This is a genomic window from Hydrogenophaga sp. NH-16, from assembly GCF_004006415.1.
GTDB classification, from domain to species: domain Bacteria; phylum Pseudomonadota; class Gammaproteobacteria; order Burkholderiales; family Burkholderiaceae_C; genus Hydrogenophaga; species Hydrogenophaga pseudoflava.
Genome location: NZ_CP029344.1, coordinates 2,488,945 through 2,509,089, shown reverse-complemented (window position 1 = coordinate 2,509,089; position 20,145 = coordinate 2,488,945). Strand labels below are relative to the sequence as shown.

The 20,145-nt window shown below is 69.1% G+C and carries 20 protein-coding genes; 15 read left to right on the top strand and 5 right to left on the bottom strand.

The window, feature by feature from the left end; translation table 11 throughout:
• Positions 1-64: 64 nt before the first annotated feature.
• The 9 genes from glcE to DD542_RS12165 all read left to right on the top strand — a co-directional run bounded on the left by glcE (position 65) and on the right by DD542_RS12165 (position 6,462).
• Positions 65-1,192: a glycolate oxidase subunit GlcE gene (gene glcE / locus DD542_RS12205; RefSeq protein ID WP_127805856.1), complete on the top strand. Its 1,128-nt coding sequence runs from the start codon at positions 65-67 to the stop codon at positions 1,190-1,192.
• A gap of 7 nt (positions 1,193-1,199) precedes the next feature.
• Entirely contained in the window at positions 1,200-2,432 is a 1,233-nt protein-coding gene (gene glcF, locus DD542_RS12200; protein ID WP_127805855.1) for a glycolate oxidase subunit GlcF, read from the top strand.
• Complete coding sequence (locus DD542_RS12195; RefSeq protein ID WP_127805854.1) at positions 2,429-2,794, top strand: CidA/LrgA family protein; 366 nt, start codon at positions 2,429-2,431, stop codon at positions 2,792-2,794. Before glcF ends, DD542_RS12195 begins: the two co-directional genes overlap by 4 nt.
• The gene (locus DD542_RS12190) at positions 2,784-3,557 is read left to right on the top strand and encodes an LrgB family protein (protein ID WP_206610667.1); all 774 of its coding nucleotides are present in this window, start codon (positions 2,784-2,786) and stop codon (positions 3,555-3,557) included. Before DD542_RS12195 ends, DD542_RS12190 begins: the two co-directional genes overlap by 11 nt.
• Positions 3,558-3,747: 190 nt before the next feature.
• Positions 3,748-4,167 (top strand): DUF3597 domain-containing protein, encoded by a 420-nt coding sequence (locus DD542_RS12185; protein ID WP_127805853.1) that lies wholly within the window; start codon positions 3,748-3,750, stop codon positions 4,165-4,167.
• Between the two features lie 96 nt (positions 4,168-4,263).
• The gene (locus DD542_RS12180; protein ID WP_079366445.1) at positions 4,264-4,641 is read left to right on the top strand and encodes a VOC family protein; all 378 of its coding nucleotides are present in this window, start codon (positions 4,264-4,266) and stop codon (positions 4,639-4,641) included.
• Positions 4,638-5,129, top strand: coding sequence for an EVE domain-containing protein (locus DD542_RS12175; protein ID WP_079366446.1), 492 nt, complete (start codon positions 4,638-4,640; stop codon positions 5,127-5,129). Before DD542_RS12180 ends, DD542_RS12175 begins: the two co-directional genes overlap by 4 nt.
• Positions 5,130-5,154: 25 nt before the next feature.
• A complete protein-coding gene (locus DD542_RS12170; protein ID WP_079366447.1) occupies positions 5,155-5,760 on the top strand; it encodes a DUF6151 family protein in 606 nt (201 codons plus the stop codon).
• A 9-nt stretch (positions 5,761-5,769) separates the two neighbouring features.
• Entirely contained in the window at positions 5,770-6,462 is a 693-nt protein-coding gene (locus DD542_RS12165; RefSeq protein WP_127805852.1) for a YafY family protein, read from the top strand.
• Here the strand turns inward: DD542_RS12165 and DD542_RS12160 are convergent, their stop codons facing one another.
• The 4 genes from DD542_RS12160 to DD542_RS12145 form a co-directional block, all read right to left on the bottom strand.
• A complete protein-coding gene (locus tag DD542_RS12160; protein ID WP_127805851.1) occupies positions 6,463-8,001 on the bottom strand; it encodes a SpoVR family protein in 1,539 nt (512 codons plus the stop codon).
• The gene (locus DD542_RS12155; RefSeq protein ID WP_206610666.1) at positions 7,998-9,278 is read right to left on the bottom strand and encodes a YeaH/YhbH family protein; all 1,281 of its coding nucleotides are present in this window, start codon (positions 9,276-9,278) and stop codon (positions 7,998-8,000) included. The genes DD542_RS12160 and DD542_RS12155 overlap by 4 nt, the downstream gene beginning before the upstream one ends.
• A 31-nt stretch (positions 9,279-9,309) precedes the next feature.
• Entirely contained in the window at positions 9,310-11,232 is a 1,923-nt protein-coding gene (locus DD542_RS12150; protein ID WP_066152405.1) for a PrkA family serine protein kinase, read from the bottom strand.
• 135 nt (positions 11,233-11,367) lie between these two features.
• Positions 11,368-11,850 (bottom strand): glutathione peroxidase, encoded by a 483-nt coding sequence (locus tag DD542_RS12145; protein WP_127805850.1) that lies wholly within the window; start codon positions 11,848-11,850, stop codon positions 11,368-11,370.
• A gap of 175 nt (positions 11,851-12,025) precedes the next feature.
• Here DD542_RS12145 and DD542_RS12140 point away from each other — a divergent pair, with 175 nt between their 5' ends.
• Positions 12,026-13,060 carry a response regulator gene (locus DD542_RS12140; protein WP_127805849.1) on the top strand — a complete coding sequence of 345 codons (1,035 nt, stop codon included), beginning with the start codon at positions 12,026-12,028 and terminating at the stop codon, positions 13,058-13,060.
• On the opposite strand, the gene lplT is transcribed toward DD542_RS12140, so the two are convergent.
• Entirely contained in the window at positions 13,057-14,340 is a 1,284-nt protein-coding gene (gene lplT / locus DD542_RS12135; protein WP_127805848.1) for a lysophospholipid transporter LplT, read from the bottom strand. The two genes, DD542_RS12140 and lplT, sit on opposite strands and share 4 nt — an antisense overlap.
• Positions 14,341-14,585: 245 nt before the next feature.
• Between lplT and DD542_RS12130 the strand changes: the two genes are divergently transcribed.
• The 5 genes from DD542_RS12130 (at position 14,586) to DD542_RS12110 (ending at position 20,138) form a co-directional block, all read left to right on the top strand.
• A complete protein-coding gene (locus DD542_RS12130) occupies positions 14,586-15,314 on the top strand; it encodes a hypothetical protein (RefSeq protein ID WP_206610665.1) in 729 nt (242 codons plus the stop codon).
• Between the two features lie 6 nt (positions 15,315-15,320).
• A complete protein-coding gene (locus DD542_RS12125) occupies positions 15,321-16,340 on the top strand; it encodes a hypothetical protein (RefSeq protein WP_127805847.1) in 1,020 nt (339 codons plus the stop codon).
• Between the two features lie 115 nt (positions 16,341-16,455).
• Positions 16,456-17,589, top strand: coding sequence for an alanine racemase (gene alr, locus DD542_RS12120; RefSeq protein ID WP_127805846.1), 1,134 nt, complete (start codon positions 16,456-16,458; stop codon positions 17,587-17,589).
• Between the two features lie 96 nt (positions 17,590-17,685).
• The gene (locus DD542_RS12115; protein ID WP_164868388.1) at positions 17,686-18,924 is read left to right on the top strand and encodes an MFS transporter; all 1,239 of its coding nucleotides are present in this window, start codon (positions 17,686-17,688) and stop codon (positions 18,922-18,924) included.
• 86 nt (positions 18,925-19,010) lie between these two features.
• Positions 19,011-20,138, top strand: a complete 1,128-nt coding sequence (locus DD542_RS12110; RefSeq protein WP_241559541.1) for an efflux RND transporter periplasmic adaptor subunit — start codon at positions 19,011-19,013, stop codon at positions 20,136-20,138.
• Positions 20,139-20,145: the final 7 nt, after the last annotated feature.

Below are 20,145 nucleotides of genomic sequence, written 5' to 3'. Positions count from 1 at the left end.
GATTGCAGCCGGCCGTGCAAAAAATTCAAAAGCCCTCGCAGGGCCCGCCGCTACCATGGCGGCCATGCAGAACAGCCCCACGAACGACACCCCGCACGCGCTGATCGACCAGGTCCGCGCCGCCGTCGCTGCCCGCACGCCGCTGCGCATCCGGGGCGGCGACACCAAGGCCTTCCATGGCGAACCGGTGAGCGGCCAGCCGCTGGACACGCGCGCTTTCAGCGGCATCGTGGCGCACGAACCCAGCGAGCTGGTGATCACCGTGCGCGCCGGCACGCCGCTGGCCGAGGTCGAGGCGGCCCTGGCCGAGAAGGGCCAGCACCTGCCGTTCGACCCGCCCCATTTCGGGGTCGAATCAACCATCGGCGGCGCGGTTGCGGCCGGCCTTGCGGGGCCTGCCCGCGCCACCGCCGGCGGCGTGCGCGACTACGTGCTGGGCGCCCAGTTCGTCAACGGCCGGGCCGAGTGGCTGACCTTCGGTGGCCAGGTCATGAAGAACGTGGCCGGCTACGACATCAGCCGCGCGCTCGCCGGCTCCATGGGCACGCTGGGCGTGATCACCCATCTGTCGCTCAAGGTGCTGCCGGTGGCGCCGGCCGAGGTCACGCTGGTGTTCCGCATGGGTCAGCGCGACGCGCTGGAGCAGCTGCACCGCTGGGGTGGCCAGCCGCTGCCTTTGAACGCATCCTGTTGGGTGAAGGACGACACCGCACCCGATGCGCCCGAGCTGCTGTTCGTGCGCCTGCGCGGTGCGGCGGCCGCGGTGGAGACCGCCAGCGAGCGACTGGCGCGCGAAGCCGGCGGCCAGCGCATGGACAACGCCCAGGCCGGGCCCGACTGGGCCGCCTGCCGCGACCAGACCCTGCCGTTCTTCAACGCACCGTCGCCGGACCTGTGCCTGTGGCGCCTGTCGCTGCCGCAGACCGCGCCGGTGCTGGAGCTGCCGTTTGCGCAGCTGATCGAGTGGCAGGGCGCGCAGCGCTGGCTCTGGGCGCCGGCCTCGGCGGCCACGCCGATCCGTGCGGCCGCGGCCAGGATGCAGGGCCACGCGACCCTGTTTCGCGCCGGCGCCGACGGCGCGCCGGGCGTGCGCCGTTTCGATGCCGAAAACCCGGCGCTGCAGGCCATCACGAAGCGCCTGCGCGAGGCGTTCGACCCGCTGGGCCTCTTCAACCAGAACAAGATGGGCTGAACCCACGATGCAAACCAACCTCGCCCCCGAGTTCAAAGGCACGCCAGACGGCCTGGCCGCCGAGGCCATCCTGCGCAAGTGCGTGCACTGCGGCTTCTGCACCGCCACCTGCCCGACCTACCAGCTGCTGGGCGACGAGCTGGACGGTCCGCGCGGCCGCATCTACCTGATGAAGCAGGTGTTCGAAGGCGCCGAGCCGACACGCGCCACGCAGCTGCACCTGGACCGGTGTCTCACCTGCCGCAACTGCGAGAGCACCTGCCCCAGCGGCGTGGACTACGGCCATCTGGTGGACATCGGCCGCAAGGTGGTGGATGCCAAGGTGCCGCGTCCGGCCGGTGAAAAGGCGGTGCGCTGGCTGCTCAAGGAAGGCCTGACCTCGCCCGCTTTCGGCCCCGCCATGAAGCTGGGCCAGCTGGTGCGTGGTCTGCTGCCCGAGACCCTGAAGAACAAGGTGCCCGCCAGGCAGGACGCGGGGCGCTGGCCGGCCGCCACGCACGCACGCAAGGTGCTGATGCTGGCGGGCTGCGTGCAGCCGGCCATGATGCCCAACATCAACAGCGCCACCGCGCGCGTGCTGGATGCCGCCGACATCCAGACCGTGGTGGCGCCCGAGGCGGGCTGCTGCGGCGCGGTGAAGTTCCACCTGAACGACCAGGACGGTGGCATGGCGCAGATGCGCGCCAACATCGACGCCTGGTGGCCGCATGTCGAGCAGGGCGTGGAGGCGATCGTGATGAACGCCTCGGGCTGCGGCGTGACGGTCAAGGAATACGGCCACATCCTGCAGCACGACAGCGCCTATGCCGCCAAGGCCGCGCGCATCAGCGAACTGACCCAAGACCTGAGCGAACTGCTGCCCGCGTTGGTACCGGTGTTGAAACCGAAGCTGGCGAAGCAGCCCGACGCAAAGCAGGTCATTGGTTTTCATCCCCCTTGCACCCTGCAGCACGGTCAGAAGCTCAAGGGCGGCGTCGAGACCCACCTGGCCGCGCTGGGGTTCACGGTGCAGGTGGCGAAGAACGAAGCCCACCTGTGCTGCGGCTCGGCGGGCACCTACTCGGTGCTCAACCCCGAACTGTCTTACCAGCTGCGCGACCGCAAGCTGGGTCACCTGGGCGAGCTGCAGCCGGCCGTGATTGCCAGCGCCAACATCGGCTGCATCACCCACCTGCAGAGCGGCACCGCCACGCCGGTGCGGCACTGGATCGAGCTGCTCGACGAGGCCCTGCAACCGTGATCCCAGCCCTCGCCACCTTGCTGGTGTTTCAGTTGGTGGGCGAGGCGCTGGTGCGCACCCTGGCTGTGCCGGTGCCCGGTCCGGTGGTGGGCATGGCCGGGCTGCTGATCACGCTGGTGTACAAGCCCGCCTGGCTGGCCGCGCTCAAACCCACCACCGCCACCCTGCTGCAGCACCTCTCGCTGCTGTTCGTGCCCGCGGGTGTGGGCGTGATGCTGCACCTGCAGCGCCTGGGCCAGGAGGCGCTGGCCATCGGCGTGGCGCTGGTGCTGAGCACCTGGATCGGCCTGGCCAGCGCGGCCCTGACCATGGCCTGGCTGATGAAGCGCGTGGCGCCGCCGGACGAGGTCCATGAGCACTGAAGCCCCGCTGACCCAGGTGGCTGCCGGCAGCGCCATCGGCGGGCGGCTGGTGGACGTCTGGGTCTACCTCTCGACCACGCCCTTGCTGGGCCTGGCGGTCACGCTGCTGGTCTATCAGGGCGCCTTCGTGGTCTACCGCCGCAGCGGCTTCCACCCGCTGGCCAACCCGGTGGCGCTGGCGGTGATTGCGCTCGGCTCGCTGCTCTGGGTCACCGGCACGCCCTACGCCACCTACTTTGAGGGCGCGCAGTTCGTGCACTTCCTGCTCGGCCCCGCCACGGTGGCGCTGGCGGTGCCGCTGTACGAACAGCTGCCGCGCCTCAAACGCCTGTGGCTGCCCATGCTGGGCGCACTGGTGGTGGGCACGCTGGCGGCCACGGTCAGCGCCATCGGCATCGGCTGGGCGCTGGGGGCGAGCAAGGCCACCATCGCCTCGCTGGCTCCCAAGTCGGTCACGGCGCCGGTGGCCATGGGCATCGCCGAAAAGATCGGCGGGCTGCCCACGCTGACGGCGGTGCTGGTGGTCTGCACCGGCATCCTGGGGGCGGCCAGCGCGCGCGGCCTGTTCGACCTGCTGCGCATCACCGACCCGACGGTGCGCGGCTTCGCGCTGGGCACGGCGGCGCACGGCATCGGCACCGCGCGCGCCTTTCTGGTGAGCGAAGAAATGGGCGCCTTCGCCGGCCTGGCCATGGGGCTGTCCGCGCTGTTCAGCGCGGTGGCGCTGCCGCTGGTGGCGGGCTGGCTGCTGCGCTGGCTCTGAGCGGCGGCTTGTGCCGCATCCGTGGCGCCCGCGGCACAGGCGCGGGCACTGCCTCACGGTGCCGCCGCGCACCGGGCGCGCCCGACAAATTGTCATGCTTTGGTGGCACACAGGCCGTTATGCTGTCCGACCGGGGCCGACCGCGTCCGGCCCGGCAATTCCCTTCATTCGACGCCCCAGGAGCAGCAGCATGGGTTTCTTCAGCAACATCCTCGAAAAACTCGGCATGAAGGACGCGGCCGCCGCGCCGGTCATCATTCCGCCCGCCGCCGCAGCGCCCGCACCCGCTCCGGCCGCCGCACCCGCCGCGGCCCCTGCGGCACCGGTCGCGCCCGTGGTCAACCCCATCGCCATGGTGGACGTGATGGCCCTGCTCGCCGAGAAGGCCGCCAAGCACCCCGAAAAGCTCAACTGGAAGACCTCCATCGTCGACCTGCTCAAGCTGCTGGGCCTGGACAGCAGCCTGGCCGCGCGCAAGGAACTGGCCAAGGAGCTGTACTGCCCCGACGAGCTGATGGCCGACTCGGCCAAGATGAACATGTGGCTGCACAAGAACGTGCTGGGCCACATCGCGGCCAACGGCGGCAACATCCCGGCCGAGCTGCTCTGATGTGTTGATGCAGCCGCTGCCAGTCTGCTGACAAGGCGTTGGCAGCAGGGGGTCCGCAGACTCCGGGTTCTGTTCAACCACCACCTGGAGTCTTTCATGGCACACACCCTCAACTGGTTCGAAATCCCCGTCGCCGACATGGACCGCGCCGTGCGCTTCTACGAGGCGCTGACCCGCCAGTCCCTCAAACGCGAGGCCTTTGGCGGCCCTGGCCAGGAGCTGGCGGTTTTCCCGGGTGACCGCGAAGTCGATGTGCGTGGCGCGCTGTTCAAGAGTCCGGCCATGCAGCCGGCCGCGCAAGGCACGGTGGTCTACCTCAACGCCGGTGAAACCCTCGAACCCTGGCTCTCGCGCATCGAAGCCGCCGGCGGTCGCCTGGCGCTTTCCAAGGTGACTTTGCCTGACGGCATGGGCTGTTTCGCCCACATCATCGACAGCGAAGGCAACCGCGTGGGCATTCACGCGCTGGCATGAACGCCGCCACCACCCTACAGCCCCGGTGCTGGATCGCGGTGGCCTGCGCCGAACACGCGCAGCGCGGCCGCGACCATGCGCCGGTGGGATTCATGCAGGTCTGCCACGGCAAGGGTGGGCCACTGCGGCGGCTGGCACCTGGCGACGTGGTCGCCTACTACGCGCCCTCGACCACGATGGGCGGCAAGGACCGCCTGCAGAGCTTTGTCAGCCTGGGCATGGTGGAGGCGCGCCCGCCCTACCAGGCCGACATGGGCAACGGCTTCGTACCGTTCCGACGCGATGTCCGTTACGTGGCGGCCGAGCCGGCGCCCATTGCACCGTTGCTCGATGAGCTGGACTTCGTGGACGACCGCCGCCACTGGGGCCAGAAGTTCCGCTACGGCCTGTTCGAGGTGTCGGCGAAGGACATGGCGCTGATTGCACACGCGATGCGCGCCGAGCCGCAGGCGTTGGGGCTTGCGCCTGTCGAGATGACCACACAATAGATGCCCATCTGTTCAGGGAGCCCCCATGATCGCCGAGACCCATCCCCTGCGCTGCCGTTGCGGCGCGCTGCAAGGCCAGATCGAACGGGGTGGACCGACCAGTCGCATGGTGTGCTACTGCAAAGACTGTCAGGCCTTCGCTCGCTACCTCGGTCCGGCGGGGCGCGTGCTGGATGCGCAGGGCGGTTCGGACGTGGTGCAGCTGGCGCCGCACCGCATCCGGTTCATCCAGGGCATCGAACACCTCTCGGTGATGCGCCTGTCGTCCAAGGGGATGCTGCGCTGGTACGCCGCGTGTTGCCGCACCCCGGTGGGCAACACCATGAGCAGCCGCAACATGCCGTTCACCGGCCTGCTCGTGCAGTGTCTGGACAGCGCGCCGCTGGAGGCGGCCTTCGGGCCTGTGCTGGCAAGTACCAACACGCAGAGCGCACTGGGCAACCCCAAGCCGCGGGCATTCGGCCTCCCCAGAGCCTTGGCGCGCATCCTGCGGATCGTCGCAGGCAGTCGGCTGTCGGGGACATACAAGGCCAACCCGTTCTTTGACGCCACAGGCCTCCCGGTGGTCGAACCCACCGTGCTGACTGCGGAGGAGCGCACCCGACTGGACATGGTGTCGACCACGGTCTGACGTCCTGCCATGCGCCGCGCCGACCGACTCTTTGCCCTGGTCCAGCTGATCCGTGGCCGCCGACTGTCCACCGCCGCCTGGCTGGCCGAGCGTCTCGAGGTCTCGGTGCGCACGGTCTACCGCGATGTGGCCGACCTGCAGGCGCAGGGCGTGCCCATCGAGGGCGAGGCGGGCGTGGGCTACAGGCTCGGCAAAGGCTTCGAGCTGCCGCCGCTGATGTTCACCGTCGACGAAGCGCGGGCCCTGGCGCTGGCCACCCGGCTGGCGCAGCAGTGGCTGGACCCGGCGATGGCGCTGGCCGCGTCGGACGCCATGTCGCGCGTGCTCTCGGTCCTGCCCGCCAGCGTGCGGGCCGAGGTGGAGCGCCAGCCTTTGCTGATCGCTCCGGTGGGGCTGGAGCCCGCGCTGGGTCAGCGCCTGCAGGCGCTGCGCGAGGCGGCGCAGGCGCGCCACCGGGTGACGCTGCGCTATGTGGACCAGGGTGAACGCCGCACCGAGCGGCAGGTGCGGCCGCTGGGCTGCTTCTACTGGGGCCGGGTCTGGACGCTGGCGGCCTGGTGCGAGCAGCGCCAGGATTTCCGCAACTTCCGGCTCGACCGCATGGAGGCGGTGCAGGTGGAGGCGTCGGTGTTCCCGGTCGAGCCGGGCCGGACGCTGGCCGACCTGCTGCGCCGCGAGACCGGGCACAGCACCTGGCGCTGATCAGGCCCGCACCGGCACCTCGCGGCGCCGGGTGACCTCGCCCTTGCTGTTGACGCTCTCCAGCTGCACGCCAAAGCCCCACAGCCGGGCCACGTGCTTGAGCACCTCGCCCGCGCTCTCGTGCAGCGGCCGGTCGTTGTGCTGGGTGTGGCGCAGCGTGAGCGAGCGGTCGCCGCGCAGGTTGACGTCCCAGACCTGGATGTTGGGCTCGCGCGAGCCCAGGTCGTACTGGCGGGCGAGCGTCTCGCGCACGCGCCGGTAGCCCGTCTCGTCGTGAATGGCGCTGACCTCCAGCGTGTCCTGCTGGTCGTCGTCGACCAGGGCGAACAGGCGGAACTCGCGCATCAGCCGGGGGCTGAGGTACTGGCCGATGAAGCTCTCGTCCTTGAAGTTGCGCATGGCGTGGTCCAGCGCGGGCAGCCAGGGCGTGCCCGCCAGTTCGGGGAACCACTGCCGGTCCTCGTCGGTGGGCGCGTCGCAGATGCGTTTGATGTCGGTGTACATCGCAAAGCCCAGGGCGTAGGGGTTGAGGCCGCTGTAGCGGCGGTCGCCGACGCCGGGCTGGAAGATCACGTTGGTGTGCGACTTGATCCACTCCATCATCACGCCGTCGGTGAGGAAGCCGTTGTCGTACATCTCGCTGAGCAGGCGGTGGTGCCAGAAGGTGGCCCAGCCCTCGTTCATCACCTGCGTCTGGCGCTGCGGGTAGAAGTACTGGGCGATCTTGCGCACGATGCGCACCACCTCGCGCTGCCAGGGCTCCAGCAGCGGCGCGTTCTTCTCGATGAAGTACAGGATGTTCTCTTCCGGCTCGGCCGGAAAGCGCTTGACGGCCAGGGCGTCGCCCTCGGCCTCGGCGCGCCGCGGCAGCGTGCGCCACAGCTCGTTGACCTGCTGCTGGGCGTAGGCCTCGCGGTCCTTGCGCTCGGCCAGTTCCTGCGCCAGCGACTTGCGGCTGGGCCGGCGGTAGCGGTCCACGCCGTGGTTCTGCAGCGCGTGGCAGGAGTCCAGCAGGTCCTCCACGGCGTCGATGCCGTGCCGTTCCTCGCACTCGGCGATGTAGTTCCGTGCGTAGACCAGGTAGTCGATGATCGCGCTCGCATCGGTCCACATGCGGAACAGGTAGTTGCCCTTGAAGAAGCTGTTGTGGCCGTAGGCGGCGTGGGCGATCACCAGCGCCTGCATCGCCATCGTGTTCTCCTCCATCAGGTAGGCGATGCAGGGGTCGCTGTTGATGACGATCTCGTAGGCCAGCCCCATGTGGCCACGCTTGTAGTTCTTCTCGGTGAGGATGAACTCCTTGCCGAAGCGCCAGTGGCGGTAGTTGACCGGCATGCCCACGCTGGCGTAGGCGTCCATCATCTGCTCGGCGGTGATCACCTCCAGCTGGTTGGCGTAGGTGTCCAGGCCGAAGCGGCGCGCGGTGCGTTCGATCACCTCGTGGTAGCGCTCGATCAGCTCGAAGGTCCAGTCGCTGGGGCCGGGCAGGGGCTCGGGCGGCCGGGGCAACATCGGCAGGGGGTGCTGGAGACCGCTCATGCCGGCACCCCTTCCTTGCGGAACAGATCGCGGAACACCGGGTAGATCTCGGCCGCGGTCGAGACCTTGCGCAGCGCGAAGTTGGGGTGTGCCTGGCCCAGCGTCTCGTAGGCCTGCCACAGGTTCTGTTCTTCCTCGGTGACCTGGATGTAGGCGTAATAGCGGCAGGCCGGCAGCAGGCGGGAGTCCAGCAGCTCGGCGCACTTGGGCGAATCGTTCATCCAGTTGTCGCCGTCGCTGGCCTGCGCGCCGTAGATGTTCCACTCCTGCGGGTTGTAGCGCTCGCGCACGATGCGGTCCATCAGCTCCAGCGCGCTGGAGACCACGGTGCCGCCGCTTTCGCGGGCGTGGAAGAACTCGTCCTCGGTGACCTCCTGGGCCTGGGTGTGGTGGCGGATGAACACCAGGTCGATCTGCTCGTAGTGCCGGGTCAGGAACAGGTAGAGCAGCACGAAGAAGCGCTTGGCCAGGTCCTTGCGCTGCTCGTCCATGGAGCCGGAGACGTCCATCAGGCAGAACATCACGGCGCGCGCACTGGGCACCGGCACCCGCACGTGGCTGCGGAACTTGAGGTCGATCGGGTCGATGTAGGGCAGGCGCTCGATGCGCCAGCGCAGCTGCCCGAGCCGCGCTTCCAGCTCGATCAGCTCGCCGCGGACCACCGGGTCGTCACCGCGACCGCGCAACTCGGCAATGCGCTCTTCCAGCTCGGCGCACTCGCGCCGCACGGCGCCGCCCAGGGCGATGCGCCGGCCGTAGGCGCCGCGCATCGAGCGCACGATGTGCAGGTTGTTGGGCGTGCCGCTGCTGGTGAAGCCGGCGCGCCGGGTCTTGAACTCGGGCACCTGCGCCAGCTGGGTGCGGACCAGGTTGGGCAGGGCCAGGTCGTCGAAGAAGACCTGCATGAACTCTTCGCGGCTGAGGGCAAAAGTGAAGTCGTCTTCCCCCTCGCCGCTGTCGCTGGCCTGGCCGCTTCCGCTGCCCTGTCCGGTGCCGCCCTGGGGCCGCTGGATGCGGTCGCCGGCCAGGTACTCGCGGTTGCCAGTGTGCACCACCTCGCGCTTGCCGCCGGGGCCGTGGCGGAATTCGGGTTCGGACAGGTCGCGCTGCGGGATGTGGACCTCCTCGCCACGTTCGACATCGCGGATGCCGCGCCCGCTGATGGCGCGCCGAACCGCCTCGCCGATCTGCTCGCGGTAGCGGCGCAGAAAACGCTCCCGGTTGCCGATGGATTTGTTCTTGCCCGCCAGCCGCCGATCGATGATGGACTGCAGCATGGGTGTTCCTGGTGGACGCCGGCCCCCGCGGTCAGCTGGACTTGCGCACGCGCAGGTACCACTCGCACAGCAGGCGCACCTGCTTGGGCGTGTAGCCCTTGGCCACCATGCGGGTGACGAAGTCCTCGTGCTTCTTGGCCTCGTCGGCGCTGGCCTTGGCGTTGAAGCTGATCACCGGCAGCAGTTCCTCGGTGTTGCTGAACATCTTCTTCTCGATCACCGTGCGCAGCTTCTCGTAGCTGGTCCACAGCGGGTTGTGGCCGGCGTTGTTGGCGCGCGCGCGCAGCACGAAGTTGACGATCTCGTTGCGGAAGTCCTTGGGGTTGCTGATGCCCGCGGGCTTCTCGATCTTCTCCAGCTCGGCGTTGAGCGACTGGCGGTCGAACACCTCGCCGGTGTCGGTGTCGCGGTACTCGTGGTCCTGGATCCAGTAGTCGGCGTAGGTGACGTAGCGGTCGAAGATGTTCTGGCCGTATTCCGAATAGCTCTCCAGGTAGGCGGTCTGGATCTCCTTGCCGATGAACTCGGCGTAGCGCGGCGCCAGCTGCTCCTTGATGAAGCCGACGTACTTCTGCTCCAGCTCCTGCGGGAACTGCTCGCGCTCGATCTGCTGTTCCAGCACATACATCAGGTGCACCGGGTTGGCGGCCACCTCGGTGGAGTCGAAGTTGAAGACCTTGGAGATGATCTTGAACGCGAAGCGCGTGGAGATGCCGCTCATGCCCTCGTCGACGCCGGCGAAGTCGCGGTACTCCTGGTAGCTCTTGGCGCGCGGGTCGGTGTCCTTGAGGTTCTCGCCGTCGTACACCTGCATCTTGGAGAACAGGGACGAGTTTTCGGGCTCCTTCAGGCGCGTGAGCACCGAGAACTGCGCCATCATCTTGAGCGTGCCCGGCGCGCAGGTGGCCTGCGAGAGCGAGGAGTGGCGGATCAGCTTCTCGTAGATCTTCACCTCCTCGGACACGCGCAGGCAGTAGGGCACCTTGACGATGTAGATGCGGTCGAGGAAGGCCTCGTTGTTCTTGTTGTTGCGGAAGGCCTTCCACTCGCTCTCGTTGCTGTGCGCCAGCACGATGCCGTCGAAGGGAATGGCGCCGAAACCTTCGGTGCCCTTGAAGTTGCCTTCCTGCGTGGCGGTCAGCAGCGGGTGCAGCACCTTGATGGGTGCCTTGAACATCTCCACGAATTCCATCAGGCCCTGGTTGGCCAGGCACAGGCCGCCCGAGTAGCTGTAGGCGTCGGGGTCGTCCTGCGCATAGGTTTCAAGCTTGCGGATGTCGACCTTGCCGACCAGCGAGCTGATGTCCTGGTTGTTCTCGTCGCCCGGCTCGGTCTTGCTCACTGCGATCTGGCGCAGCACCGACGGGTGGCGCTTGACCACGCGGAAGCGCCGGATGTCGCCACCGTATTCCTCCAGCCGCTTGACGGCCCAGGGACTCATGATGCGGTTGAGGTAGCGCCGCGGGATGCCGAACTGCTCTTCCAGCAGGGCCGCGTCTTCCACCGGATCGAACAGCCCCAGTGGCGACTCGTTGACCGGTGAACCCTTGATGGCGTAGAACGGCACCAGTTCCATCAGCTGCTTGAGCCGCTCGGCGATCGAGCTCTTGCCGCCGCCCACCGGCCCCAGCAGATAGAGGATCTGCTTCTTCTCTTCCAGGCCCTGCGCGGCGTGGCGGAAGTAGGACACGACCTGCTCGATCGAGTCCTCCATGCCGTAGAACTCGGCAAAGGCCGGGTAGACCTTGATGACCTTGTTGGCGAACAGGCGCGAGAGCCGCGGGTCGTTGCGCGTGTCGACCATCTGCGGTTCGCCGATGGCCTTGAGCATGCGCTCGGCCACGGTGGCATAGGCCAGAGGGTTGCGCTTGCACTCCGCGAGATAGTCCTCCAGGGACATCTCTTCCTCACGGGTGCGTTCGAAGCGGGCGCTGAAGCTGCTGATCACGTCCATGGCGACCTCCTGTGGAGTTGCAACGTTGGATCACGACGCAGGCCTCAGGTTCACAGAAATTCGGTCGCGTGAAAACCCCGGTGTTGCGTATGGCGCGAATGATCGGACAGGGCGGGCAGAGGCGCTGCCCCGGGCTCAGGCCAGTGCGGCCTCGATGTCACCGGCCAGCTTCTGCGGGGCGTCCTGCGGTGCGTAACGTCTGATCACGCGACCGTCCCGGCCGACCAGGAACTTGGTGAAGTTCCACTTGATGGCCTTGCTGCCCAGCAGGCCGGGCGCCTCGGCGGTGAGCCAGCGGTACAGCGGGTGGGCCTCGGCGCCGTTGACCTCGATCTTGCTCATCATCGGAAAGCTCACGCCGTAGTTGCGCTGGCAGAACGTGGCGATTTCGCTGTCGCTGCCCGGGTCCTGGCTGCCAAACTGATTGCACGGAAAACCCAGCACCACCAGTCCCCGGTCGCCGTAGGTCTGGTGCAGCTGCTCCAGACCGGCGAACTGCGGGGTGAAGCCGCAGGCGCTGGCGGTGTTGACGATGAGCATGGGCTGGCCGCGGTACTTTGAAAGCGGCACCGGCTTGCCGTCGATCGACTGGGCCTGGAAGTCATAGATGCTGGGCACCGGAAGCACTCCTCATGAGGTGGTTGGTGGCGTGGGGCCGTTTCGCGCGGACCTCACAGGCTGGCACTGTGTCACGTTGTGGCGTTCCGCAAGCGGGCAATGGCAGAGTCCGGGACGGCCGAGCGGGCATACTCGTGGGAGTTGGGCAGTCCCTTTGTATTCGGTGGAGAGGTGAATGGCAGGCTCATTTTCGTTGGCCCTGGTCGGTTTTCCCGAGAACGAATCGGCCACGTTCGAGTCGTTCTTCCGGCTGGCGGCGCGTCGACCGCCGGCCTATGTGGTGCAGGACGAGGTGCTGGATGCGCAGGTGCTGGTGGTCAACGCCGACAACGCCCAGGCCGTTCACCTGGTGCGCCACGCCGAGCTGCAGGGCAAGGTGCTGCTGATCGGTCACAACGATGCGGGCACGGGCTGGCCGCTGCAGCGCAAGCCGGTCAAGCTGGTGGGCGTGCTGGCGGCGCTGGACGAACTGGTGGGCGCACGGGCGCGGCCGGCCGCTGCGCCCACCGCCCCTGTGGCGCGCACGCGCCGTCGTTCGCCCGACAGCGAGTTTCCGCCCACCCGCCCCATGGTCCGTGAGCGCCAGACAGGCTCCGCACCGCCGGTGCTGCGCAAGGTGGCGGCGCCCATGCCGCGGTTGCCGTCGCAGCCGGTGGGGGTGATGGGGGTCACCGACTTCGGGGCGCTGGAGCCGGTGCCCGCACCCGCGCCGTCCCCACGCGCACCTTCATCCCGCGCGCCGTCATCCCGGTCGATGCGCTCCAGGAACAGCCGGACGGCGGCGGCGGTGCCCGAGGTCCAGCGCGGCGACGTGCTGCTGGTGGCCGAAAGCCTGGTGGAAGGCCGCATCCTGCACAAGCGCTTCAAGCGCTACGGCCTGAACATCGACTGGTCGCGCGAGGCGCCCCAGGCGCTGGCCCTGCTCAAGGAGCACCCTTACCGTCTGGTGGCGATCGACCGCATCAAGGGTGACGCCGATGCCTACTCGGTCTGCCGCAGCGCCAAGCAGCGCAAGCTGCCCAATGGCAGCGCACCGGTGGTCCTGATGTTTGCGCCCACCGCCGGCAGCATGGACCGCATCAAGGCGGGTCTGGCGGGGTGCGACGCCTACCTCTCCCGCTCGGTGGGCGAGGCCGAGTTCTACCGGGTGCTGGCGCAGCACCGGCTGGTCAATCTGGACGGCTTCGAGCCGACCAACATCAATTTCTAGCCGTGCAGGTCGTCCCGGCGGGCGATCTCCAGCAGCCGCTCCAGCTCCACGCCGTGGTGCCGCTGGTTGTGCTGGTGCCACTTCATGATCAGCCACATGAATCCGGCCACGATCAGGCCGAAGATGGTGATGGCGGCGAAGGCCGAAAGGCCCATGCCGGTGGAGAAGCTGTAGAGCGCGCCCAGGACCAGGATGCAGGCCTGCTCGTTGAAGTTCTGCACCGCGATGGACCGGCCCGCGCCCATGAGGTTGTGGCCCCGGTGCTGCAGCAGCGCGTTCATCGGCACCACCAGGAAACCGCCCAGGCCGCCCAGCAGCACCAGGAAGGGCGCGGCGACCCAGACGTTGTCGATGAAGTTCATCCCGATGACCAGCAGGCCCATGCCGATGCCCATGGGCATGACGCGCGTGGCCTGGTCCAGCCGCATGCGCAGCGAGGCCACCACCGCACCCACGGCGGTGCCCAGCGCCACCACGCCCACCAGGGACGAGGCCTGGGTGGTGGTGTAGCCCAGTGCGGCGCCGGCCCATGCCAGCACGATGTAGCGCAGGTTGCCGCTGACACCCCAGAACAGGGTGGTGGTGGCCAGCGAGATCTGGCCCAGGTGGTCTTTCCAGAGGCGGCCGTTGCAGCGCCAGAAATCAGGCAGCAGCTCCAGCGGATTCCGGGGCATGGGTCGCGGGGTCACGCCGGTCAGCGGGATGCGCAGGTTGAAGGCCGCGGCCAGCGCGTACACGCTCACCAGCACCGCGATGGCGGCTTCGGCCGGGTGGTCGATGCCGGTGGTCAGCCCGGGCGCGTCGACCGATAACAGCAGCGACGACAGGTAGGGGCCGACGAGCTGGCCTCCCAGCAGCACGCCCAGGATGATGGAGGCGATGGTCAGGCCCTCGATCCAGCCATTGGCCTTGACCAGCTGGGAGGGCGGCAGCAATTCGGTGAGGATGCCGTACTTGGCCGGGGAGTAGGCGGCAGCACCCAGGCCCACCAGGGTGTAGGCCAGGAGTGGGTGCACACCCATCAGCATCAGCAGGCAGCCCGCCACCTTGATCGCGTTGCTGATGAACATCACCTGGCCCTTGGGCCGCGCATCGGCAAAGGCCCCCACGAACGGGGCCAGGGCGACGTAGAACAGGGCGAACAGGGGGACGAGGGCGGCGCTCTGCCACTCGGGGGCGTGGCGGCTGCGCAGCAGCTCGATGGCGGCCACGAACAGCGCGTTGTCAGCCAGGGAGCTGAAGAACTGCGCCGTCATGATGGTGTAGAAGCCGCGCTTCATCAAGGGTCTTGTTGTGGCCGGCGTTCGGTGTCCGGGGGGTGGCGGCTGCGGGGGGCCTCGGGCTGTCTCCAACGATCCGGCGGTTATAGCACGCCACCCTGACCGTCCCGCCCCGGTTCGGGACGGTGTTGCGCCTGGTGGCAGGGGCGCCGGCAGGCATGGCGCCGGGTGTGTCAGTTTGGCGCAAGAAAGGGGTGGAACGGGTCTTGCGGCCGGCTCCGAAACCGACAAGAGGAGACACCCACATGATCAGCATCGACAAGGCGCTGCTGCGGCAGCTGCTGTTGATAGAGCGCCCCTGGGAAGTTCGCGACTACCGCCTGGACGTGCGCAAGCGCCGCTGCGATGTCTGGATCGGACAGGAGCCCGAGCGCGGCTGGTTCGGCCGGCCCAAGTCGGCGCCGGCGGGGGAGCTGGCGGTCTGGCAGCACCTGGCGATCGGGCCGGTCCGTTTTCATCTGCACGTGATCCTGCCGCTGGGCTTCGAGTCCAAGGGGATCGGCTGGATGGGCGAGCCCGGCATGCCCTTCACCCGGGCGCTGGCGGCGCGGGTGTTCGCGCTGTTTGGCGAGGGTGTGCCGCTGCAGTCGGTGTGCACGCTGCTGGACCTGAGCCTGCAGGACGTCTGGCGCTACCGCTATGCGCTGGACACCGGCCGCGCCGGGGGCGCCGAGCCGGTGGCGCGCCCGGCGGAACCAGCGCCAGCCCCGGCGGCCACGCGTGCCGGGCCGGCCCCGGCCAGCACCGCCGTGCCCGATGTGACCGACCCGGTCTGGCTGCGCCTGCTCGACGGCGACCTGAGCCTGGACATCAAGGTGCTCAGCCTCAAGCTGATGCTGACCAAGCTGCGCTCGCAGCTGGACCTGATCCACGACGAGGAGGTGCGCCTGCTCAAGCTCAAGGAGCTGCACCGCTACTTCGTCAAGAACGAGCGCGTGCTCACCCACGAACTGGACCAGCTGCGGCTGGGTTGACCCGACATGAACGCATCCCGAACCCCGCCGGCGCGGCCCGTCAGCGGCACGCTGATGGACCTGCAGGACACCCTGGTGGCGATCCGCAGCGGCGCCTACCTCTCGATCGCGGCCGACGAGGCCTTGCTGCGCCGGCTGCCGCCGGGCAACTGGCTGGCCGGCAGCATCCCGTACTTCATGGCCCAGGACGGCGGCGAAACCTCGCGCCAGAAGCTCTTCGTCACCGAGCTGCCCACCCACGCCGGCACGCCGCAGCTGCGCTGGTACGACGCCGCCAGCCTGCACAGGGTGGCGCTGGACGCGCCGGCCCACGGGCTGACGGTGCTGATCGTGCCGGCCTTCTCCGAGGTGCATTCGCGCTTCGCGCGCGAGGCGCCGGCCTTCGAGGACATGTACATGAAGCCCCTGGTGGGCTGGATCGCGGGTGTGCATCTGGACGACCTGGGCCAGGCCGCGCCGGTGGTGGCCAACGGCCAGACCCTGGTGTTCAGCCACGACAAGGCGCTGGCGGTGCACATCCCGCTGCCCGAGTCGATCTACCCGCGCATCGACATCCTCAACCTGTTCCAGCCGGGCGGCGGCGACGCGATCCGTTTCCCGTCCACCGGCTTTTCGGCGCAGGAGTGCTTCGTCAACGGGCAGCTGGTGAACCTGGCGCAGTACCTGGCGCAGAAAGGCATCGACACCCGGCTGCCGCTGGTGGCCGACTATTCGGGCGCGATGGTCAACGTCTCGTTCAAGGCGGTGGACGCGGCGGTCGGGCGCGTGGACTTCTACGCCCCGGTGTTCGACGATGTGGAGTACCGCATCGCCGAACCGGTGCCCGACTACGCCCGCTCGTTTGTGCAGTCGCTGCCGGGCGACGCGCTGGGCGCGCGCTGGAGCTGCAACTGCATCCTCAACTACCTGTACGGCGGGCTCGAAGGCCAGCGCACCGGGCCGATCACCGGCCCCATGACCTTTGGCGAGATCGCCTACCAGCTGCTCAACCAGACCATGGTCTACGTGAACCTCGAGAAGCTGTAGAAGCCGCGCTGCTCCGGCATGAATCGCCCTGAGAAACGGTGGTGGCGAGACGGGTTTGTGCGACAGTCGGCGCTTTCCGCCGACCTTTGCTGCCACCCACCCGTCCGGTTCCGCCATGCCCCGCCCGATCCTCGCCACCGTCCATCCCGAAGCGCTCGAACACAACCTGAACCAGGCCCGCGTGCGCGCGCCCGACGCCCGCGTCTGGGCCGTGGTCAAGGCCAACGCCTACGGCCACGGCATCGAACGCGTGTTCCCGGCCCTGCGCAGCGCCGACGGTTTCGCCATGATCGACCTGGCCGAGGCCGAGCGCCTGCGTGCCCTCGACTGGCGCGGCCCCCTGCTGCTGCTCGAAGGCGTGTTCGAGCCGCGCGACCTCGAACTGTGCTCGCGCCTGAACATCTGGCACGCGGTGCACTGCACCGAACAGATCGACTGGCTCGCCGCGCACAAGACGCACACCCCGCACCGCGTCTTCCTCAAGCTCAACAGCGGCATGAACCGCCTGGGCTTCCGGCCCGACGCCTTCCGCGCGGCCTGGGCACGGCTGAACGCGCTGCCGCAGGTGGAAGAGATCTCGCTGATGACCCACTTCAGCGACGCCGACGGCCCGCGCGGCATCGCCCACCAGGTCGCAGCCTTCGAGGCTGCGACCGCCGACCTGCCTGGTGAGCGCAGCCTGTGCAACAGCGCGGCCATCCTGCGCCATGCGCAAAGCCCGCTGCGCGGCGTGGGCGTGAGCACGCTGGCGGCCGACTGGGTGCGCGAAGGCATCGCGCTCTACGGTGGCGCGCCCGACCACCCCGAGCACACCGCCGCCGGCTGGGGTCTGCGGCCCACCATGAGCCTGACCACGAAAGTCATCGGCGTGCAGAGCCTGCAGCCCGGCGACACCGTGGGCTACGGCTCGGCCTTCACCGCCGACGTGCCAATGCGGGTTGGCGTCATCGCCTGCGGCTACGCCGACGGCTACCCGCGCCACGCGCCCACCGGCACGCCGGTGCTGGTCAGCGGCGTGCGCACCCGCACCGTCGGCCGCGTCAGCATGGACATGATCGCCGTCGACCTGGCGCCGCTGGACGCCGCCGGCGTGCCGGCCGGCATCGGCAGCGAGGTGGTGCTCTGGGGTGTCTCGCCGTCGACCGGGGCCGAGCTGCCGGTGGACGAGGTGGCGCGATCGGCCGGCACCATTTCCTATGAGCTGCTCTGCGCGGTGGCCCCGCGCGTGCCGTTCGCCGATCCGGCGTAGAACCCGGTTACCACACAGGTTCATTTGCTGGCCCCGCCGGGCACCGGAGTGGTTCCCGGAAGACAATCGATTGCACAACCCGATCGAAAGCCTGATGTGAACGCCACTACCGCCTTCCTGGCCGCCCCGCTGAAACCCCTGCGCGGCCTGCCCTATGTCGCCTGGATCATCCTGTACTGCGCCCTCACCTGGGGCATCTTCGGGGCGCTGCTGGGGGCGGTGACGCCCAACCTGCGCGCCCAGATGGGCGTGTCCTTCCAGCAGATGGGCTGGCTCATGGCGATCTGGAGCGCCGGTGGCGCGGTCGGTTCGCTGCTGGGCGGTGCCATCGCCAAGCGCTTCCCGCCGCGGCGCCTGCTGCGCGCCTACACCGCGGCCGTGGTGGTGGCGCTGGCGGGCGTGCTGCTGGCGCCCAGCTTCGGCTGGCTGGCCTTCTTCATGGTGACCATCGCCACCTTCGAGACCGCACTGTTCACCGTCGGCCACGGCCTGCTGGCCGAACTGAGCGACGAGCCCGAGCAGCGCGCCCGCATCATCAGCCTGGTCGACGTCGGCTACAGCCTGGGCACCATGTTCTCGCCGCTGATGGCGGCCGCCGTGCTGGCGGCCAACCCGAACTGGCGCGGCCCCTATGTGGTGTTCGGTTTCATGGCGCTGGTGATGCTGCTGATGACGCTGCAGCGCCGCCACCTGCGCACCGTGGCGTTCCGCAGCGACCACGCGCATGCCGAGGCCACCGGCCAGGTTCACCAGCCGCTGGACTACGGGGGCCTGCTGCGCCAGCCGGTGGTGCGCTGGGTGCTGTTCGCCGGCGTGTGCAGCGGCCTGTGCGAATGGGGCCAGTACTTCTGGTTCGTGAGTTTTGCCACCGAGGCGCTGGGCGAGAGCGACCAGGTGGCCCGCATGGCCCTGGGCTTCCTGATGGCCGGCATGGTCACCGGCCGGGTCTGGCAGGCCTTCGTGCACAGCCGCTGGAGCATGGAGCAGAAGATCCAGGGCCTGGGCGCGCTGGCGGCGCTGGCGATCACGGGCGTCTGGCTGAGCCCGGCCGATGCGCCCTTCGTCTGGCTGGCGCTGTGCAACTACCTCACCGGTCTGGGCGTCTCGGTGGGCTTCCCCATCCTGCTGGGCATCGCGCTGCGCGGATTCCCGCAGGAGGCGCCGCGCCTGTCGGCGCTGCTGATGATCTCCTTCACCGTCGGGGCGCAGATTGCGGCCCTGCTGATGGGCGAACTGGCCGAACACTTCGGCCTGCGCGCGGCCTACGCGGTGCTGGTGGCGGCGGCGCTGAGCTTCTTCGGGGCGGCCTGGGTGCTGGCGCGGCAGCGCCGCTGAGGCTCTGCCGCCGATGAACGGCGGTCGAAGATGTCTTGTACCCCTGGGGGTATGTGTGTATACTGCGGCAGGTATAGGAGATTGCCATGCCCGTCCATGCACACGCCCCGTTGTTTCTGTCCCTGAACCCGGTCCGCTCCGCGCGCCTGCTGCTGGCTTCCGGCCTGCTCGCCATGGGCGCTGCACAGGCCGCCGATCCGGCGCCCGCTTCGGCGGGCCCCCAGGTGCCCGTGGTCGCCGTGGGTGCGCAGGCGGTGGCGGGCAGCGCCGAGTTCGACGGCAGCCTGCAGGCGGTGCGCCAGAGCGTGCTCTCGGCCCAGGCCAGCGGACGCATCGCCACGCTGTCGGTCAAGGCCGGTGACCGCGTGAAGGCCGGCCAGGTGCTGGCAGTGATCGACGACCGCGCGACCCAGGCCGGCGTGGCGCAGGCGCAGGCCGGCGTCGCGCAGGCCCAGGCCAGCCTGGCCAACGCCAGGGCGGCCTACGAGCGCACGAAAGAACTGCGCGCGCAGGGCTTCATCGCACAGGCTGCGCTCGATTCGGCGCTGGCCCAGTACCGCGCCGCCGAAGCCGGCGCCGCCGCCGCCCGCGCCGGCCAGACCCAGGCCAGCGTGGCCCAGGGTTTCACCCGCCTGACCGCGCCTTACGACGGCTGGGTGCTGGCGACGCACGCCGAGGCCGGCGCCCTGGCCATGCCCGGCGCGCCCATCCTCACCGTCTACGCGCCGCAACCGATCCGTGCCGTGGTGCATGTGCCGGCCTCGCAGCAGCCGCTGGCGCTGGCGGCCTCGCAGGTCGAGGTGCAACTGCCCGGCACAGACAAGTGGGTCAGCCCCGCCGCCAAAACCACCGTGCCCGCCGCCGACCCGGTGTCGCAGACGGTGGAGTGGCGCCTGAACCTGAGCGACGCCGATGGCGCCGGTCAGGTGCCCGGCCGCCAGGTGAAGGTGCGCTTTGTCGGCAGCGCCGCCCAGGCCGCGCCGCAGCGCCTGGTGGTGCCGGCCACAGCCCTGCTGCGCCGGGGTGAGCTGACCGGCGTCTACGTCGTGACCACCAAGGGCGGCGCCGCGAAAGGCTTCGCGCTGCGCGCGGTGCGCACCGGTGCCACACACGGCGACGGTGTCGAGGTGCTGGCGGGCCTGAAGGCCGGCGACCAGGTGGCGCTCGATCCTGTGCGCGCCGGTCTGGCCGGCGCAACGCCCGTGACGAAGTAAGGGGCCA

What these genes read in the sequence shown, in the direction of transcription:
- glcE (WP_127805856.1), top strand. Translation starts at nt 65, where the DNA reads ATGCAGAACAGCCCCACGAACGACACCCCGCACGCGCTGATCGACCAG.
- glcF (WP_127805855.1), top strand. Translation starts at nt 1,200, where the DNA reads ATGCAAACCAACCTCGCCCCCGAGTTCAAAGGCACGCCAGACGGCCTG.
- DD542_RS12190 (WP_206610667.1), top strand. Translation starts at nt 2,784, where the DNA reads ATGAGCACTGAAGCCCCGCTGACCCAGGTGGCTGCCGGCAGCGCCATC.
- DD542_RS12185 (WP_127805853.1), top strand. Translation starts at nt 3,748, where the DNA reads ATGGGTTTCTTCAGCAACATCCTCGAAAAACTCGGCATGAAGGACGCG.
- DD542_RS12180 (WP_079366445.1), top strand. Translation starts at nt 4,264, where the DNA reads ATGGCACACACCCTCAACTGGTTCGAAATCCCCGTCGCCGACATGGAC.
- DD542_RS12175 (WP_079366446.1), top strand. Translation starts at nt 4,638, where the DNA reads ATGAACGCCGCCACCACCCTACAGCCCCGGTGCTGGATCGCGGTGGCC.
- DD542_RS12170 (WP_079366447.1), top strand. Translation starts at nt 5,155, where the DNA reads ATGATCGCCGAGACCCATCCCCTGCGCTGCCGTTGCGGCGCGCTGCAA.
- DD542_RS12165 (WP_127805852.1), top strand. Translation starts at nt 5,770, where the DNA reads ATGCGCCGCGCCGACCGACTCTTTGCCCTGGTCCAGCTGATCCGTGGC.
- DD542_RS12160 (WP_127805851.1), bottom strand. Translation starts at nt 8,001, where the DNA reads ATGAGCGGTCTCCAGCACCCCCTGCCGATGTTGCCCCGGCCGCCCGAG.
- DD542_RS12155 (WP_206610666.1), bottom strand. Translation starts at nt 9,278, where the DNA reads ATGCTGCAGTCCATCATCGATCGGCGGCTGGCGGGCAAGAACAAATCC.
- DD542_RS12150 (WP_066152405.1), bottom strand. Translation starts at nt 11,232, where the DNA reads ATGGACGTGATCAGCAGCTTCAGCGCCCGCTTCGAACGCACCCGTGAG.
- DD542_RS12140 (WP_127805849.1), top strand. Translation starts at nt 12,026, where the DNA reads ATGGCAGGCTCATTTTCGTTGGCCCTGGTCGGTTTTCCCGAGAACGAA.
- lplT (WP_127805848.1), bottom strand. Translation starts at nt 14,340, where the DNA reads ATGAAGCGCGGCTTCTACACCATCATGACGGCGCAGTTCTTCAGCTCC.
- DD542_RS12130 (WP_206610665.1), top strand. Translation starts at nt 14,586, where the DNA reads ATGATCAGCATCGACAAGGCGCTGCTGCGGCAGCTGCTGTTGATAGAG.
- DD542_RS12125 (WP_127805847.1), top strand. Translation starts at nt 15,321, where the DNA reads ATGAACGCATCCCGAACCCCGCCGGCGCGGCCCGTCAGCGGCACGCTG.
- alr (WP_127805846.1), top strand. Translation starts at nt 16,456, where the DNA reads ATGCCCCGCCCGATCCTCGCCACCGTCCATCCCGAAGCGCTCGAACAC.
- DD542_RS12110 (WP_241559541.1), top strand. Translation starts at nt 19,011, where the DNA reads ATGCCCGTCCATGCACACGCCCCGTTGTTTCTGTCCCTGAACCCGGTC.